Source organism: Streptomyces sp. NPDC097640 (genome assembly GCF_040302705.1).
Classification (GTDB): domain Bacteria; phylum Actinomycetota; class Actinomycetes; order Streptomycetales; family Streptomycetaceae; genus Streptomyces.
The window spans coordinates 123311-145154 of sequence record NZ_JBEOSB010000008.1 but is presented as its reverse complement, the minus strand read 5'-3'; the positions used below and the strand labels follow the sequence as shown (position 1 = coordinate 145154).

Here is a 21844-nt window from a genome sequence, read left to right as displayed (position 1 = left end):
GCCTCGGGTCGGCCTCGGGTCAGTAGACGGGCTTCTCGGGCTCGATCTGGTGGACCCAGCCGATGACGCCGCCGCCCACATGGACCGCGTCCGCGAAGCCCGCGGACTTCAGGACGGCCAGGACTTCCGCCGATCGGACACCCGTCTTGCAATGCAAGACGATCTTCTTGTCCTGCGGCAGGTCCTGGAGGGCGCTGCCCATCAGGAACTCGTTCTTCGGGATCAGCCGGGCGCCGGGGATCGAGACGATCTCGTACTCGTTCGGCTCGCGGACATCGATGATGTCGATGTTCTCGCCGTCGTCGATCCACTCCTTGAGCTGCTTGGGAGTGATCGTCGAGCCGGCCGCCGCCTCCTGGGCCTCCTCCGACACGACGCCGCAGAAGGCCTCGTAGTCGATGAGCTCGGTGACGGTGGGGTTCTCGCCGCAGACCGCGCAGTCGGGGTCCTTGCGGACCTTGACCTGGCGGTAGGTCATCTCCAGGGCGTCGTAGATCATCAGGCGGCCGACCAGCGGCTCGCCGGTGCCGGTGAGCACCTTGATGGCCTCGGTGACCTGGATCGAGCCGATGGAGGCGCACAGCACGCCGAGCACGCCGCCCTCGGCGCAGGAAGGGACCATGCCGGGCGGCGGGGGCTCCGGGTAGAGGCAGCGGTAGCAGGGACCGTGCTCGGACCAGAAGACCGACGCCTGGCCGTCGAAGCGGTAGATCGACCCCCACACATACGGCTTGTTCAGCAGCACGCACGCGTCGTTGACCAGATAGCGGGTGGCGAAGTTGTCGGTGCCGTCCACGATCAGGTCGTACTGGGAGAAGATCTCCATCACGTTGTCGGCCTCGAGGCGCTCCTCGTGCAGCACGACCTTCACATACGGGTTGATGCCGAGCACCGAGTCGCGCGCGGACTCCGCCTTGGAGCGGCCGATGTCCGCCTGGCTGTGGATGATCTGGCGCTGCAGATTGGACTCGTCGACCTCGTCGAACTCCACGATGCCGAGGGTGCCGACACCGGCGGCGGCGAGGTACATCAGCGCGGGCGAGCCGAGACCGCCCGCGCCCACACACAGCACCTTGGCGTTCTTCAGCCGCTTCTGCCCGTCCATCCCCACATCAGGGATGATCAGATGGCGCGAATACCTGCGGACCTCGTCGACGGTGAGCTCGGCGGCCGGCTCGACCAGGGGTGGCAGCGACACGGGGACTCCGTAATGAGTGGGAGCAGGGTTCTTCTCCTCGTAACACTGCCATGGCCCATCTCATTCCGAGACGGGCGGTCCGGTCCGCGAGACGGACCCGTCCCAGCACCCGGGCAGCGCCGCCGGCCGTCAGATGCGGCACGCCGCCTCCATCCAGATGTCGGCCAGCGACTCCTCCAGACCGATCCTGGAGCGCCAGCCGAGCCGGTCCCGCGCGGTGCGCACATCCGCCTGCTGCCAGCTGCCGCAGCCGTCCGGGTACGGATACCCGCCGCCCACATGCTCGGCCCCGGGCCCGGCCGGGCCCGCCGCGGGGATGTGGTGCAGCGGCCCGCGGCCGGGCGGGCCGTCGATCTCGTGCAGGGTGCCGCCGTAGCCCGCCACCCGGGCGAGCACCGCGGCCGCGTCGCGCAGCCGGACGGCCCGCCCGGTGCCGATGTTGACGACCCCCTGCGCGGCCGAGAGCGAGGCCGCGTGCACCGCCCGCGCCACGTCCCGTACGTCCACGAAGTCCCGCTGCACCCCGAGGCCGCTCAGCTTCAGCTCGCCGTCCCCGGCCTGCATGGCGCGGCGCATCGCCTCGGCCAGCCGGCCCAGCGGCGAACCGGCCGGGGTGCCGGGCCCGACCGGCGAGAAGACGCGCAGCACCACCGCGTCCAGGCCGGACCCCAGCACCAGCTCGGTCGCGGCCAGCTTGCTCACCCCGTACGGGCCGCCGGGGCGCGGCACCGCGTCCTCGGCCGTCGACGAGCCCGGCTGGGACGGCCCGTACTCGGCGGAACAGCCGAGCTGGACCAGGCGGGCGCCGCAGCCGCTGCGGCGCAGCGACTCGCAGATCGTGGCGACGGCCACGGTGTTGTGCCGGGTCAGCTCGCGCGCCCCGCCGCGGGTCGCGCCCGCGCAGTTGATCACCACTCCGGGGTGGACGGCGTTGAGGAAGCGGGTCAGCGCGCCGGGGCTGCCGGTGGACAGGTCGAACCGCACATCCGCGTCGTCGCCCCGGCCGAGCGCGGTGAGCTGGACGGCGGGGTCGGCGAGCAGGTGTTCGGCGACATAGCGGCCGAGATAACCCCCGGAGCCGAGCAGCAGAACTCTCATCGGCCACGCTCCCGGGGCTGTGGGTCGGTCATGTCGTCGCGCATGTCATGTGCTCCTTGTGGTGGTGGGGCGGAGGGGGGCGGCGAGTTCGGAAACGTCGGAGGCGGGGGCGTACGGGGGGTGGGCCGAGGCGCGTGAGAGCGCGGCGAACGCGTACGCCAGCAGCGCGAGGGCGGTGGCGCCGCAGATCACGGCCGGGACGGTGGCGGGTGCGCAGGCAGCCGAGACCCGCGCCGCCGCCTCGGCGAACCGCCCGCCGCCCGGCAGCCGGCCGGCCGCGGCACCGGCCAGCACCGCCGCCTCGGCCGCACAGGCCACGGCGGTGCCGGCGGCCGCGGCCCCGCGGAAGCCGTGGACGGCGAGCAGCCGGGCGACGAACAGCAGGACGCACACGGTCACCACAGCGCTGTCGGACGCGGCGGCCGCCTCCGCCGCCGGGACGTCCCCGGGCGGGCGGCCGGGCAGCGGCAGCGCGAGCCGGACCGCGAACACCAGGGGCGGCAGGGCGCAGAGGAACAGCGCCACCGTGCCCGCGAGCAGCGGCCGCGCCCCCGCCGCGAACTCCTCGAGCCCACGGCTGGCCGCCAGCCTCCGGCGTGCCCGCCGCGCGAACCAGCGCGCGCACCACGCGGCGGGCGCGACGGCGAGGGCGAGGACGACAACCGCCTCCGCGGCGAGGGGCCAGTCGGCGGGCGCGGTGCCGTAGGGCCGCCACACACCGGTGCGCACCCCGGCCAGCAGCCAGTCGCCGCAGAGGGCGTACGCGACGAGCCAGCCGGCGCGGAGCAGCCCGGCCGGCCGCCCGGCGAACCCGCCGCCCCGCGCCTTCAGCGGCCCGCGCGCCAGGCACAGCCACAGCGCGGCCCCCGCCAGCACCGCCCCACCGGCCCCGGCGGCCACCCGCGCCCCCGGCGCCGCGTCCTGCGCCCTGGCGAGCCAGACGACGACCGCCGCGCCGAGCACACCGGGCACCAGGTGCAGCGCGCCCAGCGCCGGCCCGCCGCAGGCCCGCCCGCGCGGCGGCGCGGCCGCCGGGCCGCCCGGGGCGCCCGGGGCTCCTGGGACGCCTGGGACACCTGGGACACCTGGAACATCGTCTTCGCGGTCTTCGCGGGGGACGCGCGCGTACAGCTCCTCGGCGAGCGAGAAGACGTCGCGGTGGCGGAAGCGGGCGGCGGTGCGGTCCGTCACGCCGTGGGCCTCCAGACCGGCGGCGATCTCCAGCGGGTCGACGGCGTACGCGCACAGCTCGTGGTGACGGTGTATCAACGCCCGCACCGGATCCGCCGACCCCCGGCCGACGGGCGCGGCGTCCCCGGAAAGGTGGGGGGCCGCCTCGGCAGCGGCGTCCGACGGCCGCGGGACGTCCCCCGGGGCGGCGGGGCCCGGCCGGGTCATGGGCGCGCCTCCCCCGGCAGGGGGGCGCACGGGCCCACGCCCAGGGGCTCGGGTCCGGGTCCTGTGTCGGTGCCGGGCCGTGCGGCGGCCCAGCTGGGGATGTGGTCCTCGGGCGCGGGGCCGGGGCGGCGGACGGCCGCCCAGCGGCCGGGGATATGGGCCTCGGCCGGGCGGGCGAAGGGCACGGGCTCGCCGTCCGGGCCGAACTCCTCACGGCGCACCGGGCAGTGCGACATCAGCTCCAGATAGATGCCGCGGAACGCCGCCACGTTCTGCTCGGCGGTGAAGAGCTCCAGCGCACGGGCGCGCGCCGCGGCGCCCAGGCGCTCCCGGCGGGCGGGGTCGGCGAGAAGCTCCAGGCAGGCGTCGCCGAGCGCCCGCGGATTGCGCGGCGGCACCACCAGGCCGGTGCCGCCGATGACCTCGCACACCGCGCCGACGTCGGTCGACGCCGTGGCGCGCCCGCAGAACATGGCCTCCACCAGCCCGACCGGGAAGCCCTCGACGACGCTGGACAGCACCACGACGCTGCCCGCCGCGTAGGCGTCCGCCGCGGTCGGCAGCTCCGGGTCGCCGAGGCGCTCGAAGGAGACGGGGTTGTCGCCGACCGTGTGGGCGTCCGCGGCCTCGTCGGGGAAGAGGTGGGCGGCGAGGGCGCGGCAGTGGGCCGGGTAGCCGCCGACGGTGGGGGCGGCGGGCCCGGTCTCGACGAGGCGCAGCCGCGCCCGGGGCACCGCCCGCCGCACCTGCGCGAAGGCGTGCAGCAGCGCCACGACGTCCTTGGCGGGTTCGAGGCGGCCCAGCCACACCAGCGTCCAGCCGTCGTCGGCGCCGCGGCCGGCGCCCCCGCTCCGGCCCCCGCCTGATTCCGTGCCCGTGCCGCGCTCGCCGACCTCGGCGAAGCGGCCGGCGTCCATGCCCGGGTAGACGGTGCGCAGCCGCTCCGGGGCGGCGCCGCAGCGCTCCTGCCAGCGGCGCGCATGGGCGTTGCCGGGGGTGATCAGCGCGGCGCGGGCGTACGCCTCGGCGGCCAGCCGGCCCTGGAACGAGGCGAGCAGCGTCCGCACCGGCCCGGAGAGGGCCGCGCCTCGGGGCGCGGCGGGGCGGGCCGCGGTCGCCAGGTAGTACTCGCGCAGCCGGACGCCGTACTCGGTGATCAGGAGGGGGGTGCCGAAGAAGCGCCCGGCCAGCAGCCCCGGGAGCGCGGCCGGGCCCGCCGAGGCGGCGTGGCACAGATCCACCCCGGACAGGCCCGCGTCCGCCCCCGCCCCGGCCGGAGCGGACCCGTCGCCGTACCAGTCGAGCGACAGCGGGCGCAGCGCGCGCTCCAGCGCTCCGGCCACGGTCAGCAGGTCGGCGACCCGGGCCCGGTGCGCGCCCTGGAGCGCACCGGGGGTGTGGCAGGCCCGCTCCAGGGCGCGCACGGCCGTCTCGGAGCGGAGCGCGGCGGGCAGCCCGCCGCGCTCCCGGGCCAGCTCGGCGAGCCCGTACAGGCCGCTGGCGAAACGGTCCGCCTGGCCTGTGGCGGCCCCGGAGACGCCGGGACCGTCAGGGGCGTCGGGACCGCCCGCGCTGCCGGGCCCGCCCGGCGCGCTGATGGCCGCCGCCAGCTCCCCGAAGCACTCGGCGAACCGCCGCCGCTCGCGCCGCCCGTAGGACCCCCCGTCCCGGCGCTCCCCCCACAGCGGCGCCGTACGGACCCGCCGCACCGAGTCGGGCAGCTCCATGAAGCCCCCCGCCGCCTGGCGGGCGCCGCGGCTGAGCGCGTAGACCTCGAACTCGTGCTGGGCGAGCCCCCGCACCAGCCGGTCGCACCACAGCCCCGCCTCACCGCCCGCGTACGGATATCCACCCTCCGTGAGCAGTCCCACGCGCATGAGCGCACCCCCGATCTCCCATGTCGGCAAGCCGTCGCGCCGCCGTCCGGCAGCGGGAGCACGTTATGCGGGAGGGGTGGTGGTGCGGCGGACGGTTGTCCGTCGCACCACCGGAAGGGGTGAACGCCCGTGACCTTCCCTGACGTCAGGCGTTGTCAAATGCCGCTCGGCGGCGATGCGTCAGCCGGGGGCGGGGCCGGGCCGGGTTCGCCGGCCCGCCGCTACCGGTTCGCGGTGCCGCCGCCCGAGGCGCCGGCGGGGTACGGCCAGGCGTTCGGCCGACAGGTGACCCCGTCCGTGGACAGGAACTTGGTCTGCTGCATCATCACCGGCGCCAGCGCGCCCTGCCGGGAGCATGCCTCGTGGTTGTGGCCGAGCCGGTGGCCCACCTCGTGGTTGATGAGCATCTGCCGGTAGGCGTGCATCTTGTCGTCGCCGAAGGTCTTCGCGCCCTGCGCCCACCGATAGGCGTTGATCATGACGCGCTCGGTGGAGGCGGAGTCACAGGAGACGTTGTCCTGGGTGGTGTCAAGGCCGGATTTCAGACACCAGTCCGCGGTGGTGCCGGGGCTCGCCAGCGTGATCACGAAGTCGGCCCGGCCCGAGGAGACCCGGTCGAAGGAGCGCATCCCGGCGTGTGCCCAACTGCGGTCGTCGTTGAGCGTCTTGTGCACGGCCTTCGCGAACAGCTCGCCGTCCAGCGGCAGGCCCTTCTCCACGTCCACGCGGTAGCGCCACACCCGGCCCCGGCCGGTCCCCTTGTCCTGCCCGGGGACCGTGGTGAACGCCCCGGACCCGCTCAGCTTCGGGTCCAGCGGGAACTGCCGCGCCATCAGCGCGTCGTACGAGGTGGCCTTCGGGCTCGGGGTGGCGGTGGAGGGCGCCGCCCGCCCGGCCCGCCCGTCGTCGCGGTCGCCCGCGGCGTCGGTGCGCTCCGCGCCGCCTTGGGCCCGTGCGGTGTTGCCGCCGTCCTGCGGCCCGTTGGCCACCTGCCCGGCGACCACGACCGCCAGCACGGTGGTCACGGCCGCGGCGGCGACGCCGGTGAACGTCCGCCCCTTGCCGCCCTTGCCGCCCACGTCCTGAGGCTCGTCCTCCGCGCCGTCGTCGGCATCGGGCTCGGCGCCGCCGCCGACGTCGGTGCGGCGCGGTCTCCGCTCCGCTCCCGGGGCGCCCGCCGCGAACACGTCCTCGCCGTCGCAGTCGAGGGCGTCGGCCGTGTCGAACGCGTCCACGAACTCCTTGCGCGGGCCGGGCATCAGGCCACCCGCCGCCGCACCCGCCGGCGGGCCCGCGGTCCGCGCCCCGAAGGACGCCCGCGCCCCGCCCGGCACACCACCGGGACCGCCGCCGCGCCGCGCCGGACCGCCGGGGCCCATCGGACCGCCGGGGCCCATCTGGCCGCCGGGCCCGCTCGGCGCGCCCAGGGCGCCCCAGCCGCCGCCCGGCTCGCGGTGCTCCGGGTGCCCGCCCCTGGCCCGCGGCACCGCGGGCCCCTGCGGACGCATCCGCGGCACGCCCTGCGGCGGGGTCACCCCGGGGTCCGCGCCGGTCCCCGGCGCCACCCGCCGTCTGCGGCCGGTGCCCGGAGCCGCGCCGGAGGCCGTGTACTCCACGAAGCCGGGACCGGCGCCGGGGCCGCGCCCGCCGCCGGAGGCCGAGCCCGGGCCCGCCTGCCCGGACGGGCGGTCGCGGCCCTCCTGGCTGCCACGTGCGCTGTGTTTACCCACGCGCCGCACCGCTCCCGTCCGCGCCCGGCACCGGGGTGGCCGGCTCTCCCGGGTCGCCCCGGCGGCCGCCGTCCTCCCGGCCCTCCAGGCCTTCTCTGACTTCTCTGGGTTCTCTGCCTGTCACATCGTCGAGCAGCTCGCGGATCCCCCGCGCCACTGCCTCGGGACACTCCATCATCGCCACGTGCCCCGCGTCCACCAGCGTCAACAGCCGCGAGTCGCGGAAGGCCGCGCCGGCCCGCCCCGCCATCCGGTAGGACACCAGCTGATCACGCATGCCGTAGACCAGCAGCGTCGGCGCCAGCACCCGCTCGGCCTGGCGCCACATCGAGTGCTGGCCGCCGAGGGTGTACGAATCGACGAGGCCGCGCGCCGAACGGGACAGCGCGTCCCAGAAGTACGGGAGGGCGAGCCGCCGCTCGAACTCCTCCACCGCCATCGCGAAGTGCTCCGGGCCGACCCGCGACGGGTTGCCGTAGGTGAGCGCCATGACCTCGCGGGTGCGGCGCTCAGCGTCCCAGTCCTTGGTCAGCCGGGTGAACAGCTGGGTGACGCCGGGGATCGCGAGCAGCGCGGTGGGGACCGCGGTGCGCTGCGGGGGCAGCTCGGGCAGCGCGGGCGAGACGAGGGTGAGCGTGCGCACCAGATCCGGCCGCAGCGCGGCGACCCGGGTGGTGACCGCGCCGCCCAGCGAATTGCCGATCAGATGGACGGGCCCGCGCCCGCTCGCGTCGAGATAGCGGACCACGGCGCGGGCGTGGCCGGCTATGGAGTAGTCGCCGTCGTCCGGCGGCGGGGAGTCGCCGAAGCCGGGCAGGTCCAGGGCTTCCCCGTCCACCAGGTCGGCGAGCGGCTCCATCAGGAGCGACCAGTTCATCGAGGAGCCGCCGAGCCCGTGCACATACAGCGCCGGCGGCAGGCCGTCCCGCACCGGCGGACGCGACCGTACGGTGAGAGTGAGGCCGGGGAGGCGCGCGGTGCGCAGCTTCTCCCCCGCTCCGACACGAACGGGCCGGGCGGGCGGGACCGCGGAAACAGTGCGGGCATCCGGCTGCTCGGTCGAAGACATGCGGCAATGTTACGAGACGATCACGTACGGAGCTCTGTGTTCGGCCTCACAGGCCGCGTAGCGTCCGAAAGTGAGCTCTCCTAGGCTCGTAATACACAGGGACGATCACCCGGGCCGGAAGCGGGCGGGACAGGCGCCCGGATCCGGGGACCCGGGGAACGCAGGAACTCAGGAACGCCCCAGGAGAACGCGCCCCAGGGAAGGGGAGAGATGTCCGTCGACCCCAGCGACCCCGAGACCTTCGAGGAAACCGACGTCACCGAATCCGCCGTGGAGGACGTCGAGGCGCCGGAAGTGGACGCCGCGGAGCAGCGCCACGATCTCCTTCCGCACCGGGACGAGCCTCCGCCCCGGATCACCGACAGACTGGTGGAGGCGAACGAGGCGGACCGGGTGGAACAGACCCGGGTCGTCGAGGTGAACGAGGACGACTATCAATGACCTGCGCCATTTGTCAGCTTTTCATGGAGTCCGGTCCGTGAAATTCTCCGTACGGACCGCGCGCCGGCCTGTTACCCAAAAGTACGATGGCGGCGCGGTGGACACCGTGTACGGAACACTCATTTGGGAGGCGGCGTGACAGCCATCGAGCAGACCGAGGCGCGCCCGCGTGGCACGCGCCTGCCGCGCCGAGCCCGACGGAATCAGCTCCTGGGGGCCGCCCAGGAGGTCTTTGTCGCACAGGGCTATCACGCGGCGGCCATGGACGACATCGCCGAGCGCGCCGGGGTCAGCAAGCCCGTGCTCTACCAGCACTTCCCCGGCAAGCTCGACCTCTATCTGGCCCTGCTGGACCAGCACTGCGAGGCGCTGCTCCAGGCGGTGCGCACCGCGCTGGCGTCGACGACCGAGAACAAGCAGCGGGTCGCCGCCACCATGGACGCCTACTTCGCGTATGTCGAGAACGAGGGCGGCGCCTTCCGCCTCGTCTTCGAGTCCGACCTGACCAACGAGCCGGCCGTGCGCGAGCGCGTGGACCGGGTCGCGCTCCAGTGCGCCGAGGCGATCAGCGAGGTGATCGCCGAGGACACCGGGCTGTCGCAGGACGAGTCGATGCTGCTGGCGGTCGGCCTCGGCGGGGTCTCGCAGGTGGTCGCGCGCTACTGGCTCTCCAGCGAGAGCTCCGTCCCGCGCGACACGGCGGTGCAGCTGCTCACCTCGCTGGCCTGGCGGGGCATCGCGGGCTTCCCTCTGCACGGGACCGAAGGCGGCCACTGAACGGCACGGCCCCGCCGCGTATTCCCCGCGGACGGCCGCGCGTGTTCGCTGCGGGCGTGCGCCCGGGCGGCCCGCTCGGTCTCCGCACCGGGCTAATGTGTGCTGCGTACGGCGCGGCTGGCCGCGCACCCAACTGACCGTCGGAGGGACAAAGCCGTGGAGGTCAAGATCGGCGTGCTGCACGCGCCCCGCGAGATCGTCTTGGAGAGCGGGCAGACCGCCGAGGAGGTCGAGCGCGCGGTGGCCGAGGCGCTCGCCGGCAAGGCGCAGCTGCTGACCCTGGTGGACGACCACGGCCGCAAGGTCCTGGTCCCGTCCGACCGGCTGGCGTACGTCGAGATCGGCGAGCCGACCGCCCGCAAGGTCGGCTTCAGCGCGCTCTGAGCGTCCGAGCGTCCGCGCCAACAGCGGCGGGGCCCGGTGGGGAAACCTCACCGGGCCCCGCCGCTTTCCGTGCGGAAGGCCACCTTCGGGTGCGGCTCGGGCCGACAGGGTTGCCTACCCCCGGCCGGGGGTAGGACGGCCTCGACCAGGGCACGGACCGATGTGACCCCGGGCCCCGGTCCCGATCCCCGCCCACGGGAAGGACGCACCATGATCTTGGAAGCGCTCGCCTCCGTACTGATCGGTCTCGCCATCGCTTACGGGGCGGGCCGATGGCAGCCCCGGAGGTTCCATTCCAGGCGTCTGTTGCTGTCCACCGGCCCCGGCGCCGCACTGCTCGGCGCCCTGCTCGCCCACGCCGTGCTGGGCGCGGGCCACACGGCGACGGTGCTGATCGTCGCGCTCGGCTTCGCGGTGGCGCTGCTGTCGCTGCTGGTCCGCCCGGCGAGCGGGCTGCGCCGCTCCGCCCCGGCCTGAGACCCGGCCGCGCGGCACACCACGTCCACCGGCCCATCCGTCCGACATGAGCGGCGGCCCGCACCCCCCTGGGGCACGGGCCGCCGCTGCCGTTCCGTCCGCCGGCTCAGGAGGCCAGGCCCAGCGCGGCCATCCGCTTGGTGTGCGCCTCGGTGATCCGGGAGAACATCCGGCCGACCTCCGCCAGGTCGAAGCCGTCCGCCACCCCGCCGACCAGCATGGTGGACAGCGCGTCCCGCTCCGCGACCACGCGCTGCGCCTGCGACAGCGCCTCGCCCATCAGCCGCCGCGCCCACAGCGCCAGCCGCCCGCCGACCCGCGGGTCCGCCTCGATGGCCGCCCGCACCTTCTCCACCGCGAACGTGGCGTGGCCGGTGTCGTCGAGCACGCTCAGCACCAGCCCTCGGGTGTCCGAGTCCAGCCGGGCCGCCACCTCGCGGTAGAAGTCGCTGGCGATCGAGTCGCCGACGTACGCCTTGACCAGGCCCTCCAGCCAGTCCGACGGAGCGGTCTGGCGGTGGAACCCGTCCAGCGCCGCCGCGAAGGGCTCCATGGCCGCCGTCGGCTGCTCGCCCACCTCCGCCAGCCGGTCCCTGAGCTGCTGGAAGTGGTGGAACTCGGCGGACGCCATCTTCGCCAGCTCCGCCTTGTCCTCCAGCGTCGGCGCCAGCTTGGCGTCCTCGGCCAGGCGCTCGAAGGCGGCCAGCTCGCCGTAGGCGAGGGCGCCGAGCAGATCCACGACGGCGGCCCGGTACTGCGGGTGGGCGGCGGCCCGATCCCAGTCCTGGGCGGCGATCCCGGTGGGCTCCTCGCCGGTGTGTCCCTCTGCGGTCTCCCCGGCGGCGGGGGCGTTATCCGGTGTGTCAGACGTCTCCATGCAGCGCACAATAGCCCGCTGAGCGCCCCTGGGAAGGCCCTGGTCAGCCATGGCCGACCACAGGGCGGAACCGGCATCCCGGTCACAGATGCGCGCTCTCGGGGTACAGTGCTATTGGCGCCCGTCGAGTATCGGCGGGTCGTTCCACGAATACGGATGCCCGGTCGGTGGCCCGATCGGCTCCAAACCGACCGCCCTCCGCGCGGCGCGCATGGAATCGTGCGCACGGCAGGAGGGACCCGCTCGCGGTATGAGCGCTCGAGCGAGGGCAGTGGTCCCGCGCCGGACCGGCCACCCCAAGGCCGGTTGTACTCGGGGCGCCGTGCGACCCCCTTCGCCGCCTCACGCCGCGTCTCACAGAAGAGGCAAGCATCCTGACCACTTTCCGAGAACTCGGGATCCTCCCCGAGACGGCCGAGGCCCTCGAGGCCGTCGGCATCACGTCCCCGTTCCCCATCCAAGAGATGACGCTCCCGGTGGCCCTCTCGGGCTCCGATGTCATCGGCCAGGCCAAGACCGGCACCGGCAAGACGCTGGGCTTCGGCCTCCCGCTGCTGGAGCGCGTCACCGTCCCCGCGGACGTCGAGGCGGGCCGGGCCGCGCCCGAGCTGCTGACCGACGCCCCGCAGGCGCTCGTGGTCGTCCCCACCCGCGAGCTCTGCCAGCAGGTCACCAACGACCTGCTCACCGCCGGCAAGGTGCGCGCCGTGCGCGTCCTGTCGATCTACGGCGGCCGGGCCTACGAACCGCAGGTCGAGGCCCTGAAGAAGGGCGTCGACGTGGTGGTCGGCACCCCCGGCCGGCTGCTCGACCTGGCCGGCCAGAAGAAGCTGCGGCTCTCCGCCGTGAAGTCCCTCGTCCTCGACGAGGCCGATGAGATGCTCGACCTGGGCTTCCTGCCCGACGTCGAGAAGATCATCCAGATGCTGCCCGCCAAGCGCCAGACGATGCTCTTCTCGGCGACCATGCCGGGCCAGGTCATCTCGCTGGCCCGGCGCTACATGTCGCAGCCCACCCACATCCGCGCCACCGCGCCGGACGACGAGGGCGCGACCGTCGCGAACATCACGCAGCATGTGTTCCGCGCCCACTCCCTGGACAAGCCCGAGGTCGTGGCGCGTGTGCTCCAGGCCGAGGGCCGCGGCCTCGTCATGATCTTCTGCCGTACGAAGCGGACCGCCGCCGACATCGCCGACCAGCTGTCCCGCCGCGGCTTCGCCTCCGGCGCGGTCCACGGCGACCTCGGCCAGGGGGCGCGCGAGCAGGCGCTGCGCGCCTTCCGCAACGGCAAGGTCGATGTGCTGGTGGCCACCGACGTCGCCGCGCGCGGCATCGACGTCGAGGGCGTCACGCATGTGATCAATTACCAGTCCCCCGAGGACGAGAAGACGTATCTGCACCGCATCGGCCGCACCGGCCGCGCGGGCGCCTCGGGCACCGCCATCACCCTCGTCGACTGGGACGACATCCCGCGCTGGCAGCTGATCAACAAGGCGCTGGACCTGCCCTTCAACGAGCCGGAGGAGACCTACTCCACCTCCGAGCACCTGTTTGAGCTGCTGAACATCCCGGAGGGCACCACCGGTGTCCTGCCGCGCGCCGAGCGCACCCGGGCGGGCCTGGACGCCGAGGAGATCGAAGACCTCGGCGAGACCGGCGCCCGCGGACCCCGGGGCGGCCGCGGTGGCCGCCGCTCGGCGGCGCCCGTCGAGGAGCGCCCCGCCCGCACCCGCACGCCGCGCCAGCGGCGCCGGCTGCGCGGCGGCGTCGCGGTCGACGGGACGACGGGCGAGACGGCCGTGGACACCGCGGCGGTCGAGTCCCCCGCCGACGCCGAGACCGCGCCGGCCGAGCCGAGGCAGCCGCGCCGCCGTCGCCGTACCCGCGCCGGGGTCACGGCCAAGGCGGCCGAGACGGCCGAGGCAGGCGTGGCCACGGCCGAGGGCCCGGACACGGCCGTCGCCGACACCGCGCCGGCCCAGCCGGGCGCGGAGGCGGCCGCCGAGCCCGCCGAGGCCCCCGCCAAGCCGCGCCGTCGCCGCACCCGCTCCACCACGGCCGCCAAGGCCACGGAAGCGGCAGCGGCGGCCCCGTCCGCCGAGGCCGAGGCGTCCCCGGCAGCAGCCGAGGAAGGCGAGCCCCAGCCGGCCCGCCGCCGTCGCCGCACCCGCGGCGCGGCCTCCAAGGCCGCCGAAACCGCCGAGGCCACAGAGGCGAGCTGACGGCACCCGCTCAACCGCCGAAGGGCCCGGTCCGCTCCCCGCGGACCGGGCCCTTCGGTGTCCCCCGGCCGGGCCCTCGAGCGGCCCGCGGCACGGGGTACTCGTCACGGTGGGTTGGCCGGGATTTTCCGTGTACGCGCTAGCCTCGGCGCATGAGCAGGCCGCCGTTCCTCACGCTGCCCGGGTGCGCCCGCGCGTACCGCCTTCGCACCGCGCGCGGCGAGTTCGCCGTACACGACGCGCGCCCCGAGGGGGCGCCGCGCGGCACGGTGCTGCTGGTGCCCGGGTTCACCGGCAGCAAGGAGGACTTCATCGCGCTGCTGGAGCCGCTGGCCCGCGCCGGGTTCCGGGCGGTCGCGCTGGACGGGCGGGGGCAGCACGAGAGCGAGGGGCCGCGGGACGAGGCGGCGTACGCGCAGCCGGAGCTGGCCCGGGACGTACTGGCGCAGGCGGCCGCGCTGAACTCCGACGCCGACGCCGCCGGGGACCCCGCTCCGCCGCATGTGCTCGGGCATTCCCTGGGCGGGCTGATCGTACGGGCCGCCGTGCTGCTGGACCCGGGTGCCTTCGCCTCGCTGACGCTGATGTCCTCGGGCCCGGCCGCCATCTCCGAGCCGCAGCAGGCCCGCACCAAGCTGCTGATCGACGCGCTGTCCGTGACCGACATGGAGAGCGTCTGGCGGGCGATGCGCGAGCTGGACCCGCAGGAGGCGCCCGAGGAGACGACGCCGCCCGGCATCGAGGAGTTTCTGCATCAGCGCTGGCTCGGCACCGTGCCCGAGCAGCTGATGGCCACCGGGCGGCAGCTGAACCGGGAGCCGGACCGGGTCGCGGAGCTGGCCGCGGTGACGCTGCCCAAGCATGTGCTGTCGGGGGTGGTGGACGACGCCTGGCCGGTGTCGCTGATGGACGGGATGGCCGAGCGGCTGGCCGCCCGCCGCACCGTGATCCAGGGCGCGGGGCACTCCCCCAACGCCGAGCGACCGCGTCCCACCGCCGAGGCACTGATCGACTTCTGGTGCGGCGTCGCACCCCGCCAGGGCTGACCCCCGGCGCCGGGCCTTCAGTACTGGGTTCAGTACTGGGCCTGTAGGTGCTCCCAGAAGCCGTCCCGCAGCGCCCGGCGCAGATCGGCGTGCGTACGCAGCGACAGCCGCAGCAGCGCCTCCGCGTCGATCAGCAGCTCCTGGTCGACCGAGCCCGGCAGATAGGGGTGGCCGGGCAGCAGCTCGGCGAGTGACTCCCGGCCGCGCGAGGACAGCCATCGCGCGGCGATCTGCGCCCCGACGAAGCGCACATCGTCGCGGCTGGGGGCGGGGCCGCCCGGGACCGGGTCGCCGGCCCCGTACGGCTCGAAGCCCATGGGGCGGCGGGTGACGTACGGCTTGCAGAAGTCGAGGTCGAAGGTGCGCTGGCTGTCGACCTCCCACAGCAGCGGCTCGGCCTGGTTGCGCCCCTCGACGGCCTCGATGCCCCACAGGTGCACCCGCGCGCCGTACCCCTGCGCCGACTCGACCGCGGAGACCAGGTCCTCGTCCCCGCCGATCAGCGCCGCGTCGCCGATGGCGCGGTGCCGGGCGAGGGACTCCAGGTCGGTGCGGATGAGCGAGTCGACGCCCTTCTGCTGGTTGTTGGCGTTGAGGTTGCCGAGCCGGACCTTGACGTCGGGCAGCTCGGCGATGCCCTGCTGCTCGGAGGTGTGGATACGGCGCCGGGCGCCGTCGTACCAGTAGACGCGCAGGAGTCTGCTGTCCGGGAAGATCGTGCGGGCCTTGTCGATGAACGCCTCGATGAGCCCCTCGGCGTCGAGCTCGAAGGCTCTGCGGTCCTCGGTCCCGGCGACCAGTCGGCCGGCTGCCGCGTAGACGTAGCCGGCGTCCACGAATATCGCGTGGGTGGAGGGTGTGGTCGCGACCTCGGCGAGCACACGCTGCAACAGCTCGTTGGTGCGCTCAATGCCCGAGACGATCGAGGCGAGGTCTGGTTGGCCCGCAGGCGTGACGTCACTCATACGCGCTTCATTGTCCGGGCCAGCGCGCTAGGGACACAACCGGACCTGGTACGAGACGGTAATTAGGCTCCCGAAAATTTTCTTTAGCGTAGGGAATGTTTTCCGTAGACCCTCTGTTGAACCGTACAGACGCTCACGGCAGAGACGCCGCCGGCGTCCGTTCATCATCACAGTTCTCCTCAGGAGGATCAGACGAAGGGAGAAGCCATGCGCTTCGAGATCATGCGCCTTGACGACGTCGACGGCACCGCCGTGGACAGCACCGTTGTAGACGCCGCCTCCGTCAACCGGATCGTGCAGCAGGCCGCCGCAATCGGTCAGCGCATCTACATCCGCCCCGCCGAAAGTTCAGCCCGGTAACGCCCCGCATGTAGTACGCAGCTTTCAGCGCCCCTGTGCCTCGTCGCACGGGGGCGCTTGTGCGTCCGGACCGGCCCGGTGCCGGGCTCAGCCCGCCGTGCCCGGCACCGGGGACGCCCCGGTCGCCCGGCGGGCGATCTCTCCGTAGATCTCCGGATCCGTCGTGTACTCACCGAGACGACAGGTCTTACGGCTGCCGTGGTAGTCGCTGGAGCCCGTGGTGAGCAGTCCGAGGTCGGCGGCGAGGGCGCGCAGCCGCGCGCGCGTGGGCTCGTCGTGGTCCATGTGGTCCACCTCGATGCCGTCGAGACCCGCGGCGGCGAGCTCGGCGATCGCGCTCTCGGGCACGCACAGCCCGCGCTTGAGGGCCAGCGGATGCGCGAAGACGGTCACCCCGCCGGCCGCCTTGACCAGCCGGATCGCGTCGAACGGGTCGAGCTCGTGCTTCTCGACGTAGGCCCGGCCGCCGTTGGCGAGCCACTGCGGCGTAAACGCGTCCGAGACGCTTTCGACGACACCCAGGTCGACCATCGCGGTGGCCACATGCGGCCGCCCCACGGCCCCGTCACCGGCGATCCGCGCCACCTGCTCCCAGGTGATCGGCACGCCCAGCTCGCGCAGCTTGTCGACCATCCCGCGGGCGCGTGGCACCCGGTCGTCGCGGACGAGCTCGCGCTCGCGCGCCAGCTCCGGCTCGGCCGGGTCGAAGAGATACGCCAGCATGTGCAGGCTCACGCCCGCCGCGCCGTCCTCCGAAGCGCCCGAGCCTCCGCCGGACGGCGGGAGCGCCAGCCGGCACGACAGCTCGGCGCCGGTCACCAGGGTCAACCCCGATGAACAACTGCGCAGCGCCCGCTTCGCCGCCTCGTATCCGCCGACCGTGTCGTGGTCGGTGAGCGCGACGACGTCCAGCCCGGCCGCGGCGGCATTGCGCACCAGCTCGGCGGGGGTGTCGGTGCCGTCGGACGCGGTGGAGTGGGTGTGCAGATCGATGCGCACGACGCGGACTCCCGGCTACGGCGGTGGAACGGAGCGGACGCTCCAGGGTAACCGGCCGCGACCGGGATGATCAGCCCAGGATCCGCGGCGAGAGCGCCCCGCACGGCACCAGGTCCACCTCGGCCCCGGCGTCCCGCAGATCGGTGAGCACCATCTCGTCGTACATCATCAGACCGGTCTGCTCGGGCCAGACGATCGCCCACAGCCACAGCCCGCACGCCTCGCCCGCGAACACCGCGCGGTCGTCCGGCGTGCCCTCGACCAGCCACAGCGGGGTGGGCCGCCCCGCGGCCAACACCTTGACCTGCGGCGCGCGGTCGACCCGCATCCCCGGCCCCGGGTCAGGGCCGCGGATCCCGGCGTAGCGCGCCCCGAGCCCCACCCCCAGCTCCTCCGCGACCAGCAGCAGCTCCCCGGGCCCGCCCAGCGGGCCGGGTCCTGAGCAGGCGACGGCGGTGGCCCGGCCGCCGCTGCGGTCGTCGCCCGCGCACGCGACACCGGTGAACAGCCAGCCCACCGGCAGCGGCCACGGCATCCACACGGGCACCCGGGCACGGTTGGTCACCACCACGAGTGCTTCGACGCTCGGCGGGACGACCGGCTGGAGGGGGTGCACCGTGCCATGCACCCCGCACTGCCAGGAGTCGGCGAAGAGACCGGGCGCCCGCACCCGGCCACCGCACTTCGGGCAACTGGGTTCGCCCCTCATAGGGCCCCACGGTCCTCCCCGGAAACCGCCACGTCAAGGACGATCACCCGTCCGGATGCGACGCGTGGACGCGCCCGGATCGACCGGGGCCCGGCCCAGGACAGACCGGCGTGTCCCTCAGCTCGCCAGCGGCACCGCGGAGCGGGCCGGGTCCCGCAGATCCGTGCCGTGCCTGAGCCAGCGGTCCTGGAGCGCCCCAGCCCCGTGCACCCGCTTCCAGGCCGCCTCGTTCCCGGTCATGGGCAGCAGCGGCAGAAACCGGACCGGGTCCCTCGGCAGGTCCAGCTCCACGTCCTCGACCAGCCCGCCGGGTTCGGCCACGAGTACGGAGCTGAAGGGCGCCCCCGGCCACAGCGGCCCGCCCAGGTCGAGCGAGGCGCCCGGCGTCACCACCACCCCCTCGACCTGAGGGGAGGCGGCGAGGACCGCCAGCGGGCGGAGCACCTCGTCGAGCACGGGCAGCCCGGGGCCGGCGTCCTCGCCGGTCCGCACCGTCAGCACCAGCTCGGCGCGCGGGCCGCGCAGCGGGTCGGCGAGGACGGCGGTGGGGTCGGCCATCGGCCGGTCGGACATGCCGAGCGTGGCGTAGCGGACGACGTCCCCGTCCCGGAAGCGGAGCACCTCGATGCGGTCCGTGCCGACGAAGGTCACGGCCGCGCGGGCGTCGGGTTCGCCCAGCGCCGTACGCAACCGGGCCTCGACCAGCTGAAGAACGTCTGACATGCGGCGAGCATAGATCGCGTATCGAACAGGCAAAGCGACGGCTGAACGCTTCAGGCGGCTGATAGCCTTGACGCCTGCCCAGGGTGTTACACGTCATCCCTCAAGGGGGACCGGCTGGAGGAGGTGGGGCTGCGGTGGATCCGAGTCGACCGTGCAGTACCGACAGTTCTCCCGTCCTCTTCCCCTTGGTATGCGTCTGTTGGTGATCTGAAACCTTCCGTACCCCACCGCCTCGCGGTGAAACACGTGAAGTGATTTCGCATCCAGGGCACGTGACGGTAGAGCGCCTTCGTAACGCTTTGCCCCTTTCTTTATCGCGTCTCCGCGATTTTCCGCGAACTTCCGTCAGCGCCATCGCACGGAGCGCCGCCCGCTTTGCGGACGTACGGCCACCGAAGCCCGTACGTCCACCTTCCGGGCCGCGCTGCGCCGCGCGCCCGCCGCTGACGGCCCGCTTGTGAAGGAGCCCGTCATGTCGATGATCCGCGACCTGCGCGCAGCCGTCCGCCCCGCCCTGCGCCGCACCCGCGCCACCAGCAACTACGACACCACCCGCGACCCGTCCGTCTCCAGCGCGGTGATCGACTGCGCCGTCTACCGCGAGGGGCGGCGGGTCAGCGACCACTGCTCCCCGGCCGAGGCCATGAAGCGGGTGCGCGCCGAGGGCGGCTTCGCCTGGATCGGGCTGCACGAGCCCACCGAGCGCGAGTTCGCCGGCATCGCGCAGGAGTTCGGGCTGCACCCGCTGGCCGTGGAGGACGCGGTCCAGGCGCACCAGCGGCCGAAGCTGGAGCGGTACGACGACTCCCTGTTCACCGTCTTCAAGACGATCCACTACGTCGAACACGCGGAGCTCACCGCCACCAGCGAGGTCGTCGAGACCGGCGAGGTGATGTGCTTCACCGGCCGGAACTTCATCGTGACCGTCCGGCACGGCGGCCAGGGCTCGCTGCGCGCGCTGCGCCACCGCCTCCAGGAGGACCCCGAGCTGCTCGCCAAGGGCCCCTCTGCGGTGCTGCACGCGATCGCCGACCAGGTCGTGGACGGCTATCTCGCGGTCGCCGACGCGGTCCAGGACGACATCGACGAGGTCGAGATCGACGTCTTCTCGGCGGCCAGCTCCCGGCGGGGCGGCGATGCGGGGCAGATCTACCAGCTCAAGCGCGAGGTGCTGGAGTTCAAGCGGGCCGTCTCGCCGCTGCTGCGGCCGATGCAACTGCTCAGCGAGCGGCCGATGCGGGTGGTGGACCCGGACATCCAGAAGTACTTCCGGGATGTCGCGGACCACCTGGCCCGGGTCAACGAGCAGGTGCTGGCCTTCGACGACCTGCTCAACTCGATCCTCCAGGCGAACCTGGCGCAGGCCACGGTCGCCCAGAACGAGGACATGCGCAAGATCACCTCCTGGGCGGCGATCTTCGCCGTGCCCACGATGATCGCCGGGATCTACGGCATGAACTTCGACTACATGCCGGAGCTGCGCTGGAAGTTCGGCTACCCGGCGGTGCTCGTCGTCACGGTCGCGATCTGTGTCACGATCCACCGCGGCTTCAAGCGCAACGGCTGGCTCTGACCTGTCCGCGGCCCGGCAGCCCTGCCCTCAGCCGGGCTTCCTGCGGTCGGCCAGGATCACCAGCGCGAGGCCGATCAGGATCACCGCGAGCGCCGGGTAGGCGACCGCCTCGGGCGTCTGGCCCAGCCAGAGGGCGGCGATCAGCGCCGCGCCCGGCGTCTCGAGCAGCAGCGCGGTCGAGGTGATGGACGGCCCCAGGCCCTTGACCACGCGGTTGATGAGCGAGTGGCCCAGCAGCTGGGCGGTGACCGTCAGCACGGCCAGCTTCAGCCACGTCGCGCCGCTGTAGCCGCCCAGGGCCGTGCCGGAGGCCAGGCAGGTGAGCAGCAGGAGCACGCTGGTGGTGCCGTAACAGACATAGGTGTACGCCGTGGTGCTCACCGTCCGCCGCACCTCCGCGCCGAGCACCACATACCCCGCGCCCGCGATGCCGCCCACCAGCGCGAGCGCGTCGCCCGCGAGCGCGCGGGGGGACAGCGCCAGGTCGACCCCGGTCAGCAGCAGCACGCCGAGCATGGCGACCGCCATGCCCGCCCAGGCCAGGGCCGGCGGGCGCTGCCCGCGCAGCCGCAGCAGCAGCGCGGTCCAGATCGGGGTCGTGGTGACCAGCGCGGTCGACGAGGCGACGGAGGTCATGTGCAGGCTGGGCAGCCACGTCCCGAAGTGCAGCGCCAGCAGCGCCCCCGCCCCCACGGACAGCAGCACCCCGCCGCGCCCCATCCCGCGCAGCTCCCGGCGATGGCGCAGCGCCGCGAAGGGGGTGAGCACACCGACGGCCATGGCATTGCGCCAGAACGCGACGGCGAGGGCCGGAGCCGCCGTCGCGGCGACCAGCGGCGCCGAGGACGAGACCGAGACGACGGCGAGCGCCAGCAGCGCCACATCGAGTGGGGCAGCGCGGTGAGCGACGGGCTCAGCGGCCGACCCGGCACGGGTGGCGGCTCCGGTGCGGCTGGAACTGGCGCTGGACACCGCCTCAGGGTAAGGGGCATGGGTCCGCTTCGAAACTGTCGGCCCACGTGCTGGGACGGCCGTCCGTCCGGCGGCCGTCGGGGGTGGTCATAGGCTGTCGGCATGACGCAGACCCCGATGGACCGCGCCCTCATCGAGGAGGCGGCCAAGAAGTCCGCCCTCATCTGGGTCCGGGGCGCGGACGGCGCCCGGGACACCGAGCGCGCGCTGTGGCACGTGTGGCACGAGGGCGCGGTGTGTCTGGTCGGGGACGGCCCCGGGGAGCAGCCCCTGAGCGGCCTCGGTCTGGTGGACGGGGGCGCCGCCACCGTCACCGTGCGCAGCAAGGACAAGGGCGGACGGCTCGTCGCCTGGCCCGCCCGGGTGGCCGAGCTGGCGCCCGGCGGCGAGGCATGGACGGCCGCCGTCGAGGAGCTCAAGGGCAAGCGGCTGAACGCGCCGGACGCCGAGCGGATCGCCGAGCGCTGGGCCCGTGAGTGCCGGGTGCTGCGCCTGGAACCGGCTCCGGGCCCGCTGGTGGAGCCGCCGTCCGGCTCCCTGGCCGCGACGCCGCCCCCGAGCCCGGCCACTACCCGCCGCCCGATGCCCGCCGCGCTCCCCAAACTCCTGACCCGCCGCCCCCGCACCCGCAAGCGCGCCTGAGCCCCCGTCGATTCGCGTCACACCCGACTCCCCCGCCCGGGCCCGGCCCCGCCGCACGAAACTCCAGCCCAACGGCGCTCCAGCGCACCGGTCCAGCACGCGGGGCGCCACCGCGCTGGGCGCCAGCACGCGGGGCACCACCATGCTGGGCGCCAGCGCACGCGGCGCCAGCACGCAGGACTCCGCTGCGGGACTCCGCCGCGGGGCCTCCACCGCGGGGCCTCCACCGCGGGGCCTCCACCGCGGGGCCTCCACCGCGGGGCCTCCACCGCGGGGCCTCCACCGCGGGGCCTCCACCGCGGGGCCT

General features: G+C 74.2%; 21 protein-coding genes. 9 read left to right on the top strand and 12 right to left on the bottom strand.

Annotated features, from left to right (window positions below):
- Window positions 1-19: 19 nt before the first annotated feature.
- The 6 genes from moeZ to ABTY62_RS14500 all read right to left on the bottom strand — a co-directional run bounded on the left by moeZ (window position 20) and on the right by ABTY62_RS14500 (window position 8370).
- Entirely contained in the window at window positions 20-1198 is a 1179-nt protein-coding gene (moeZ, locus tag ABTY62_RS14525; RefSeq protein WP_311727668.1) for an adenylyltransferase/sulfurtransferase MoeZ, read from the bottom strand.
- Between the two features lie 129 nt (window positions 1199-1327).
- Window positions 1328-2296: an SDR family oxidoreductase gene (locus ABTY62_RS14520; protein WP_352129746.1), complete on the bottom strand. Its 969-nt coding sequence runs from the start codon at window positions 2294-2296 to the stop codon at window positions 1328-1330.
- A gap of 45 nt (window positions 2297-2341) precedes the next feature.
- Entirely contained in the window at window positions 2342-3694 is a 1353-nt protein-coding gene (locus ABTY62_RS14515; protein ID WP_352129745.1) for a hypothetical protein, read from the bottom strand.
- A complete protein-coding gene (locus tag ABTY62_RS14510) occupies window positions 3691-5571 on the bottom strand; it encodes a DUF3492 domain-containing protein (protein WP_352129744.1) in 1881 nt (626 codons plus the stop codon). Before ABTY62_RS14510 ends, ABTY62_RS14515 begins: the two co-directional genes overlap by 4 nt.
- 221 nt (window positions 5572-5792) lie before the next feature.
- Entirely contained in the window at window positions 5793-7310 is a 1518-nt protein-coding gene (locus ABTY62_RS14505; protein ID WP_502997460.1) for a DUF3152 domain-containing protein, read from the bottom strand.
- Entirely contained in the window at window positions 7294-8370 is a 1077-nt protein-coding gene (locus ABTY62_RS14500; protein WP_352129743.1) for an alpha/beta fold hydrolase, read from the bottom strand. Before ABTY62_RS14500 ends, ABTY62_RS14505 begins: the two co-directional genes overlap by 17 nt.
- A gap of 210 nt (window positions 8371-8580) precedes the next feature.
- Between ABTY62_RS14500 and ABTY62_RS14495 the strand changes: the two genes are divergently transcribed.
- The 4 genes from ABTY62_RS14495 to ABTY62_RS14480 all read left to right on the top strand — a co-directional run bounded on the left by ABTY62_RS14495 (window position 8581) and on the right by ABTY62_RS14480 (window position 10449).
- Window positions 8581-8811 carry an Rv3202a family protein gene (locus ABTY62_RS14495; protein WP_352129742.1) on the top strand — a complete coding sequence of 77 codons (231 nt, stop codon included), beginning with the start codon at window positions 8581-8583 and terminating at the stop codon, window positions 8809-8811.
- 135 nt (window positions 8812-8946) lie between these two features.
- Complete coding sequence (locus ABTY62_RS14490; RefSeq protein WP_311727662.1) at window positions 8947-9588, top strand: TetR/AcrR family transcriptional regulator; 642 nt, start codon at window positions 8947-8949, stop codon at window positions 9586-9588.
- 156 nt (window positions 9589-9744) lie between these two features.
- A complete protein-coding gene (locus tag ABTY62_RS14485) occupies window positions 9745-9972 on the top strand; it encodes a DUF3107 domain-containing protein (RefSeq protein WP_311727661.1) in 228 nt (75 codons plus the stop codon).
- A 210-nt stretch (window positions 9973-10182) separates the two neighbouring features.
- Entirely contained in the window at window positions 10183-10449 is a 267-nt protein-coding gene (locus tag ABTY62_RS14480; protein WP_311727660.1) for a hypothetical protein, read from the top strand.
- A gap of 106 nt (window positions 10450-10555) precedes the next feature.
- Here ABTY62_RS14480 and ABTY62_RS14475 read toward each other — a convergent pair whose 3' ends face one another.
- A complete protein-coding gene (locus tag ABTY62_RS14475; RefSeq protein ID WP_352129928.1) occupies window positions 10556-11335 on the bottom strand; it encodes a ferritin-like fold-containing protein in 780 nt (259 codons plus the stop codon).
- A 455-nt stretch (window positions 11336-11790) separates the two neighbouring features.
- On the opposite strand from ABTY62_RS14475, the gene ABTY62_RS14470 reads away from it, so the two are divergent.
- Complete coding sequence (locus ABTY62_RS14470) at window positions 11791-13548, top strand: DEAD/DEAH box helicase (RefSeq protein WP_352129741.1); 1758 nt, start codon at window positions 11791-11793, stop codon at window positions 13546-13548.
- A gap of 152 nt (window positions 13549-13700) precedes the next feature.
- On the top strand, window positions 13701-14594 hold the full coding sequence (locus ABTY62_RS14465) for an alpha/beta fold hydrolase (RefSeq protein ID WP_352129740.1): 894 nt from the start codon (window positions 13701-13703) through the stop codon (window positions 14592-14594).
- Window positions 14595-14623: 29 nt separating this feature from the next.
- Here ABTY62_RS14465 and ABTY62_RS14460 read toward each other — a convergent pair whose 3' ends face one another.
- A complete protein-coding gene (locus tag ABTY62_RS14460; RefSeq protein WP_352129739.1) occupies window positions 14624-15559 on the bottom strand; it encodes an NYN domain-containing protein in 936 nt (311 codons plus the stop codon).
- A gap of 207 nt (window positions 15560-15766) precedes the next feature.
- Here ABTY62_RS14460 and ABTY62_RS14455 point away from each other — a divergent pair, with 207 nt between their 5' ends.
- On the top strand, window positions 15767-15919 hold the full coding sequence (locus tag ABTY62_RS14455; RefSeq protein WP_014176661.1) for a DUF8834 family protein: 153 nt from the start codon (window positions 15767-15769) through the stop codon (window positions 15917-15919).
- Window positions 15920-16006: 87 nt separating this feature from the next.
- Here the strand turns inward: ABTY62_RS14455 and ABTY62_RS14450 are convergent, their stop codons facing one another.
- From ABTY62_RS14450 to ABTY62_RS14440, 3 genes are all read right to left on the bottom strand, one after another.
- Window positions 16007-16918, bottom strand: a complete 912-nt coding sequence (locus ABTY62_RS14450) for a PHP domain-containing protein (RefSeq protein ID WP_352129738.1) — start codon at window positions 16916-16918, stop codon at window positions 16007-16009.
- Between the two features lie 70 nt (window positions 16919-16988).
- A complete protein-coding gene (locus ABTY62_RS14445) occupies window positions 16989-17627 on the bottom strand; it encodes a DUF6758 family protein (RefSeq protein ID WP_043486859.1) in 639 nt (212 codons plus the stop codon).
- Between the two features lie 117 nt (window positions 17628-17744).
- Complete coding sequence (locus ABTY62_RS14440) at window positions 17745-18350, bottom strand: suppressor of fused domain protein (protein WP_352129737.1); 606 nt, start codon at window positions 18348-18350, stop codon at window positions 17745-17747.
- Window positions 18351-18822: 472 nt separating this feature from the next.
- On the opposite strand from ABTY62_RS14440, the gene corA reads away from it, so the two are divergent.
- Window positions 18823-19923 (top strand): magnesium/cobalt transporter CorA, encoded by a 1101-nt coding sequence (gene corA, locus ABTY62_RS14435; RefSeq protein ID WP_352129736.1) that lies wholly within the window; start codon window positions 18823-18825, stop codon window positions 19921-19923.
- 27 nt (window positions 19924-19950) lie between these two features.
- Here corA and ABTY62_RS14430 read toward each other — a convergent pair whose 3' ends face one another.
- The gene (locus ABTY62_RS14430; RefSeq protein WP_352129735.1) at window positions 19951-20895 is read right to left on the bottom strand and encodes a DMT family transporter; all 945 of its coding nucleotides are present in this window, start codon (window positions 20893-20895) and stop codon (window positions 19951-19953) included.
- A gap of 102 nt (window positions 20896-20997) precedes the next feature.
- Between ABTY62_RS14430 and ABTY62_RS14425 the strand changes: the two genes are divergently transcribed.
- Window positions 20998-21537, top strand: a complete 540-nt coding sequence (locus tag ABTY62_RS14425) for a hypothetical protein (RefSeq protein WP_352129734.1) — start codon at window positions 20998-21000, stop codon at window positions 21535-21537.
- Window positions 21538-21844: the final 307 nt, after the last annotated feature.

What these genes read in the sequence shown, in the direction of transcription:
- ABTY62_RS14520 (WP_352129746.1), bottom strand. Translation starts at nt 2,296, where the DNA reads ATGAGAGTTCTGCTGCTCGGCTCCGGGGGTTATCTCGGCCGCTATGTC.
- ABTY62_RS14515 (WP_352129745.1), bottom strand. Translation starts at nt 3,694, where the DNA reads ATGACCCGGCCGGGCCCCGCCGCCCCGGGGGACGTCCCGCGGCCGTCG.
- ABTY62_RS14510 (WP_352129744.1), bottom strand. Translation starts at nt 5,571, where the DNA reads ATGCGCGTGGGACTGCTCACGGAGGGTGGATATCCGTACGCGGGCGGT.
- ABTY62_RS14500 (WP_352129743.1), bottom strand. Translation starts at nt 8,370, where the DNA reads ATGTCTTCGACCGAGCAGCCGGATGCCCGCACTGTTTCCGCGGTCCCG.
- ABTY62_RS14495 (WP_352129742.1), top strand. Translation starts at nt 8,581, where the DNA reads ATGTCCGTCGACCCCAGCGACCCCGAGACCTTCGAGGAAACCGACGTC.
- ABTY62_RS14480 (WP_311727660.1), top strand. Translation starts at nt 10,183, where the DNA reads ATGATCTTGGAAGCGCTCGCCTCCGTACTGATCGGTCTCGCCATCGCT.
- ABTY62_RS14470 (WP_352129741.1), top strand. Translation starts at nt 11,791, where the DNA reads ATGACGCTCCCGGTGGCCCTCTCGGGCTCCGATGTCATCGGCCAGGCC.
- ABTY62_RS14465 (WP_352129740.1), top strand. Translation starts at nt 13,701, where the DNA reads ATGAGCAGGCCGCCGTTCCTCACGCTGCCCGGGTGCGCCCGCGCGTAC.
- ABTY62_RS14460 (WP_352129739.1), bottom strand. Translation starts at nt 15,559, where the DNA reads ATGAGTGACGTCACGCCTGCGGGCCAACCAGACCTCGCCTCGATCGTC.
- ABTY62_RS14455 (WP_014176661.1), top strand. Translation starts at nt 15,767, where the DNA reads ATGCGCTTCGAGATCATGCGCCTTGACGACGTCGACGGCACCGCCGTG.
- ABTY62_RS14445 (WP_043486859.1), bottom strand. Translation starts at nt 17,627, where the DNA reads ATGAGGGGCGAACCCAGTTGCCCGAAGTGCGGTGGCCGGGTGCGGGCG.
- ABTY62_RS14440 (WP_352129737.1), bottom strand. Translation starts at nt 18,350, where the DNA reads ATGTCAGACGTTCTTCAGCTGGTCGAGGCCCGGTTGCGTACGGCGCTG.
- corA (WP_352129736.1), top strand. Translation starts at nt 18,823, where the DNA reads ATGTCGATGATCCGCGACCTGCGCGCAGCCGTCCGCCCCGCCCTGCGC.
- ABTY62_RS14425 (WP_352129734.1), top strand. Translation starts at nt 20,998, where the DNA reads ATGACGCAGACCCCGATGGACCGCGCCCTCATCGAGGAGGCGGCCAAG.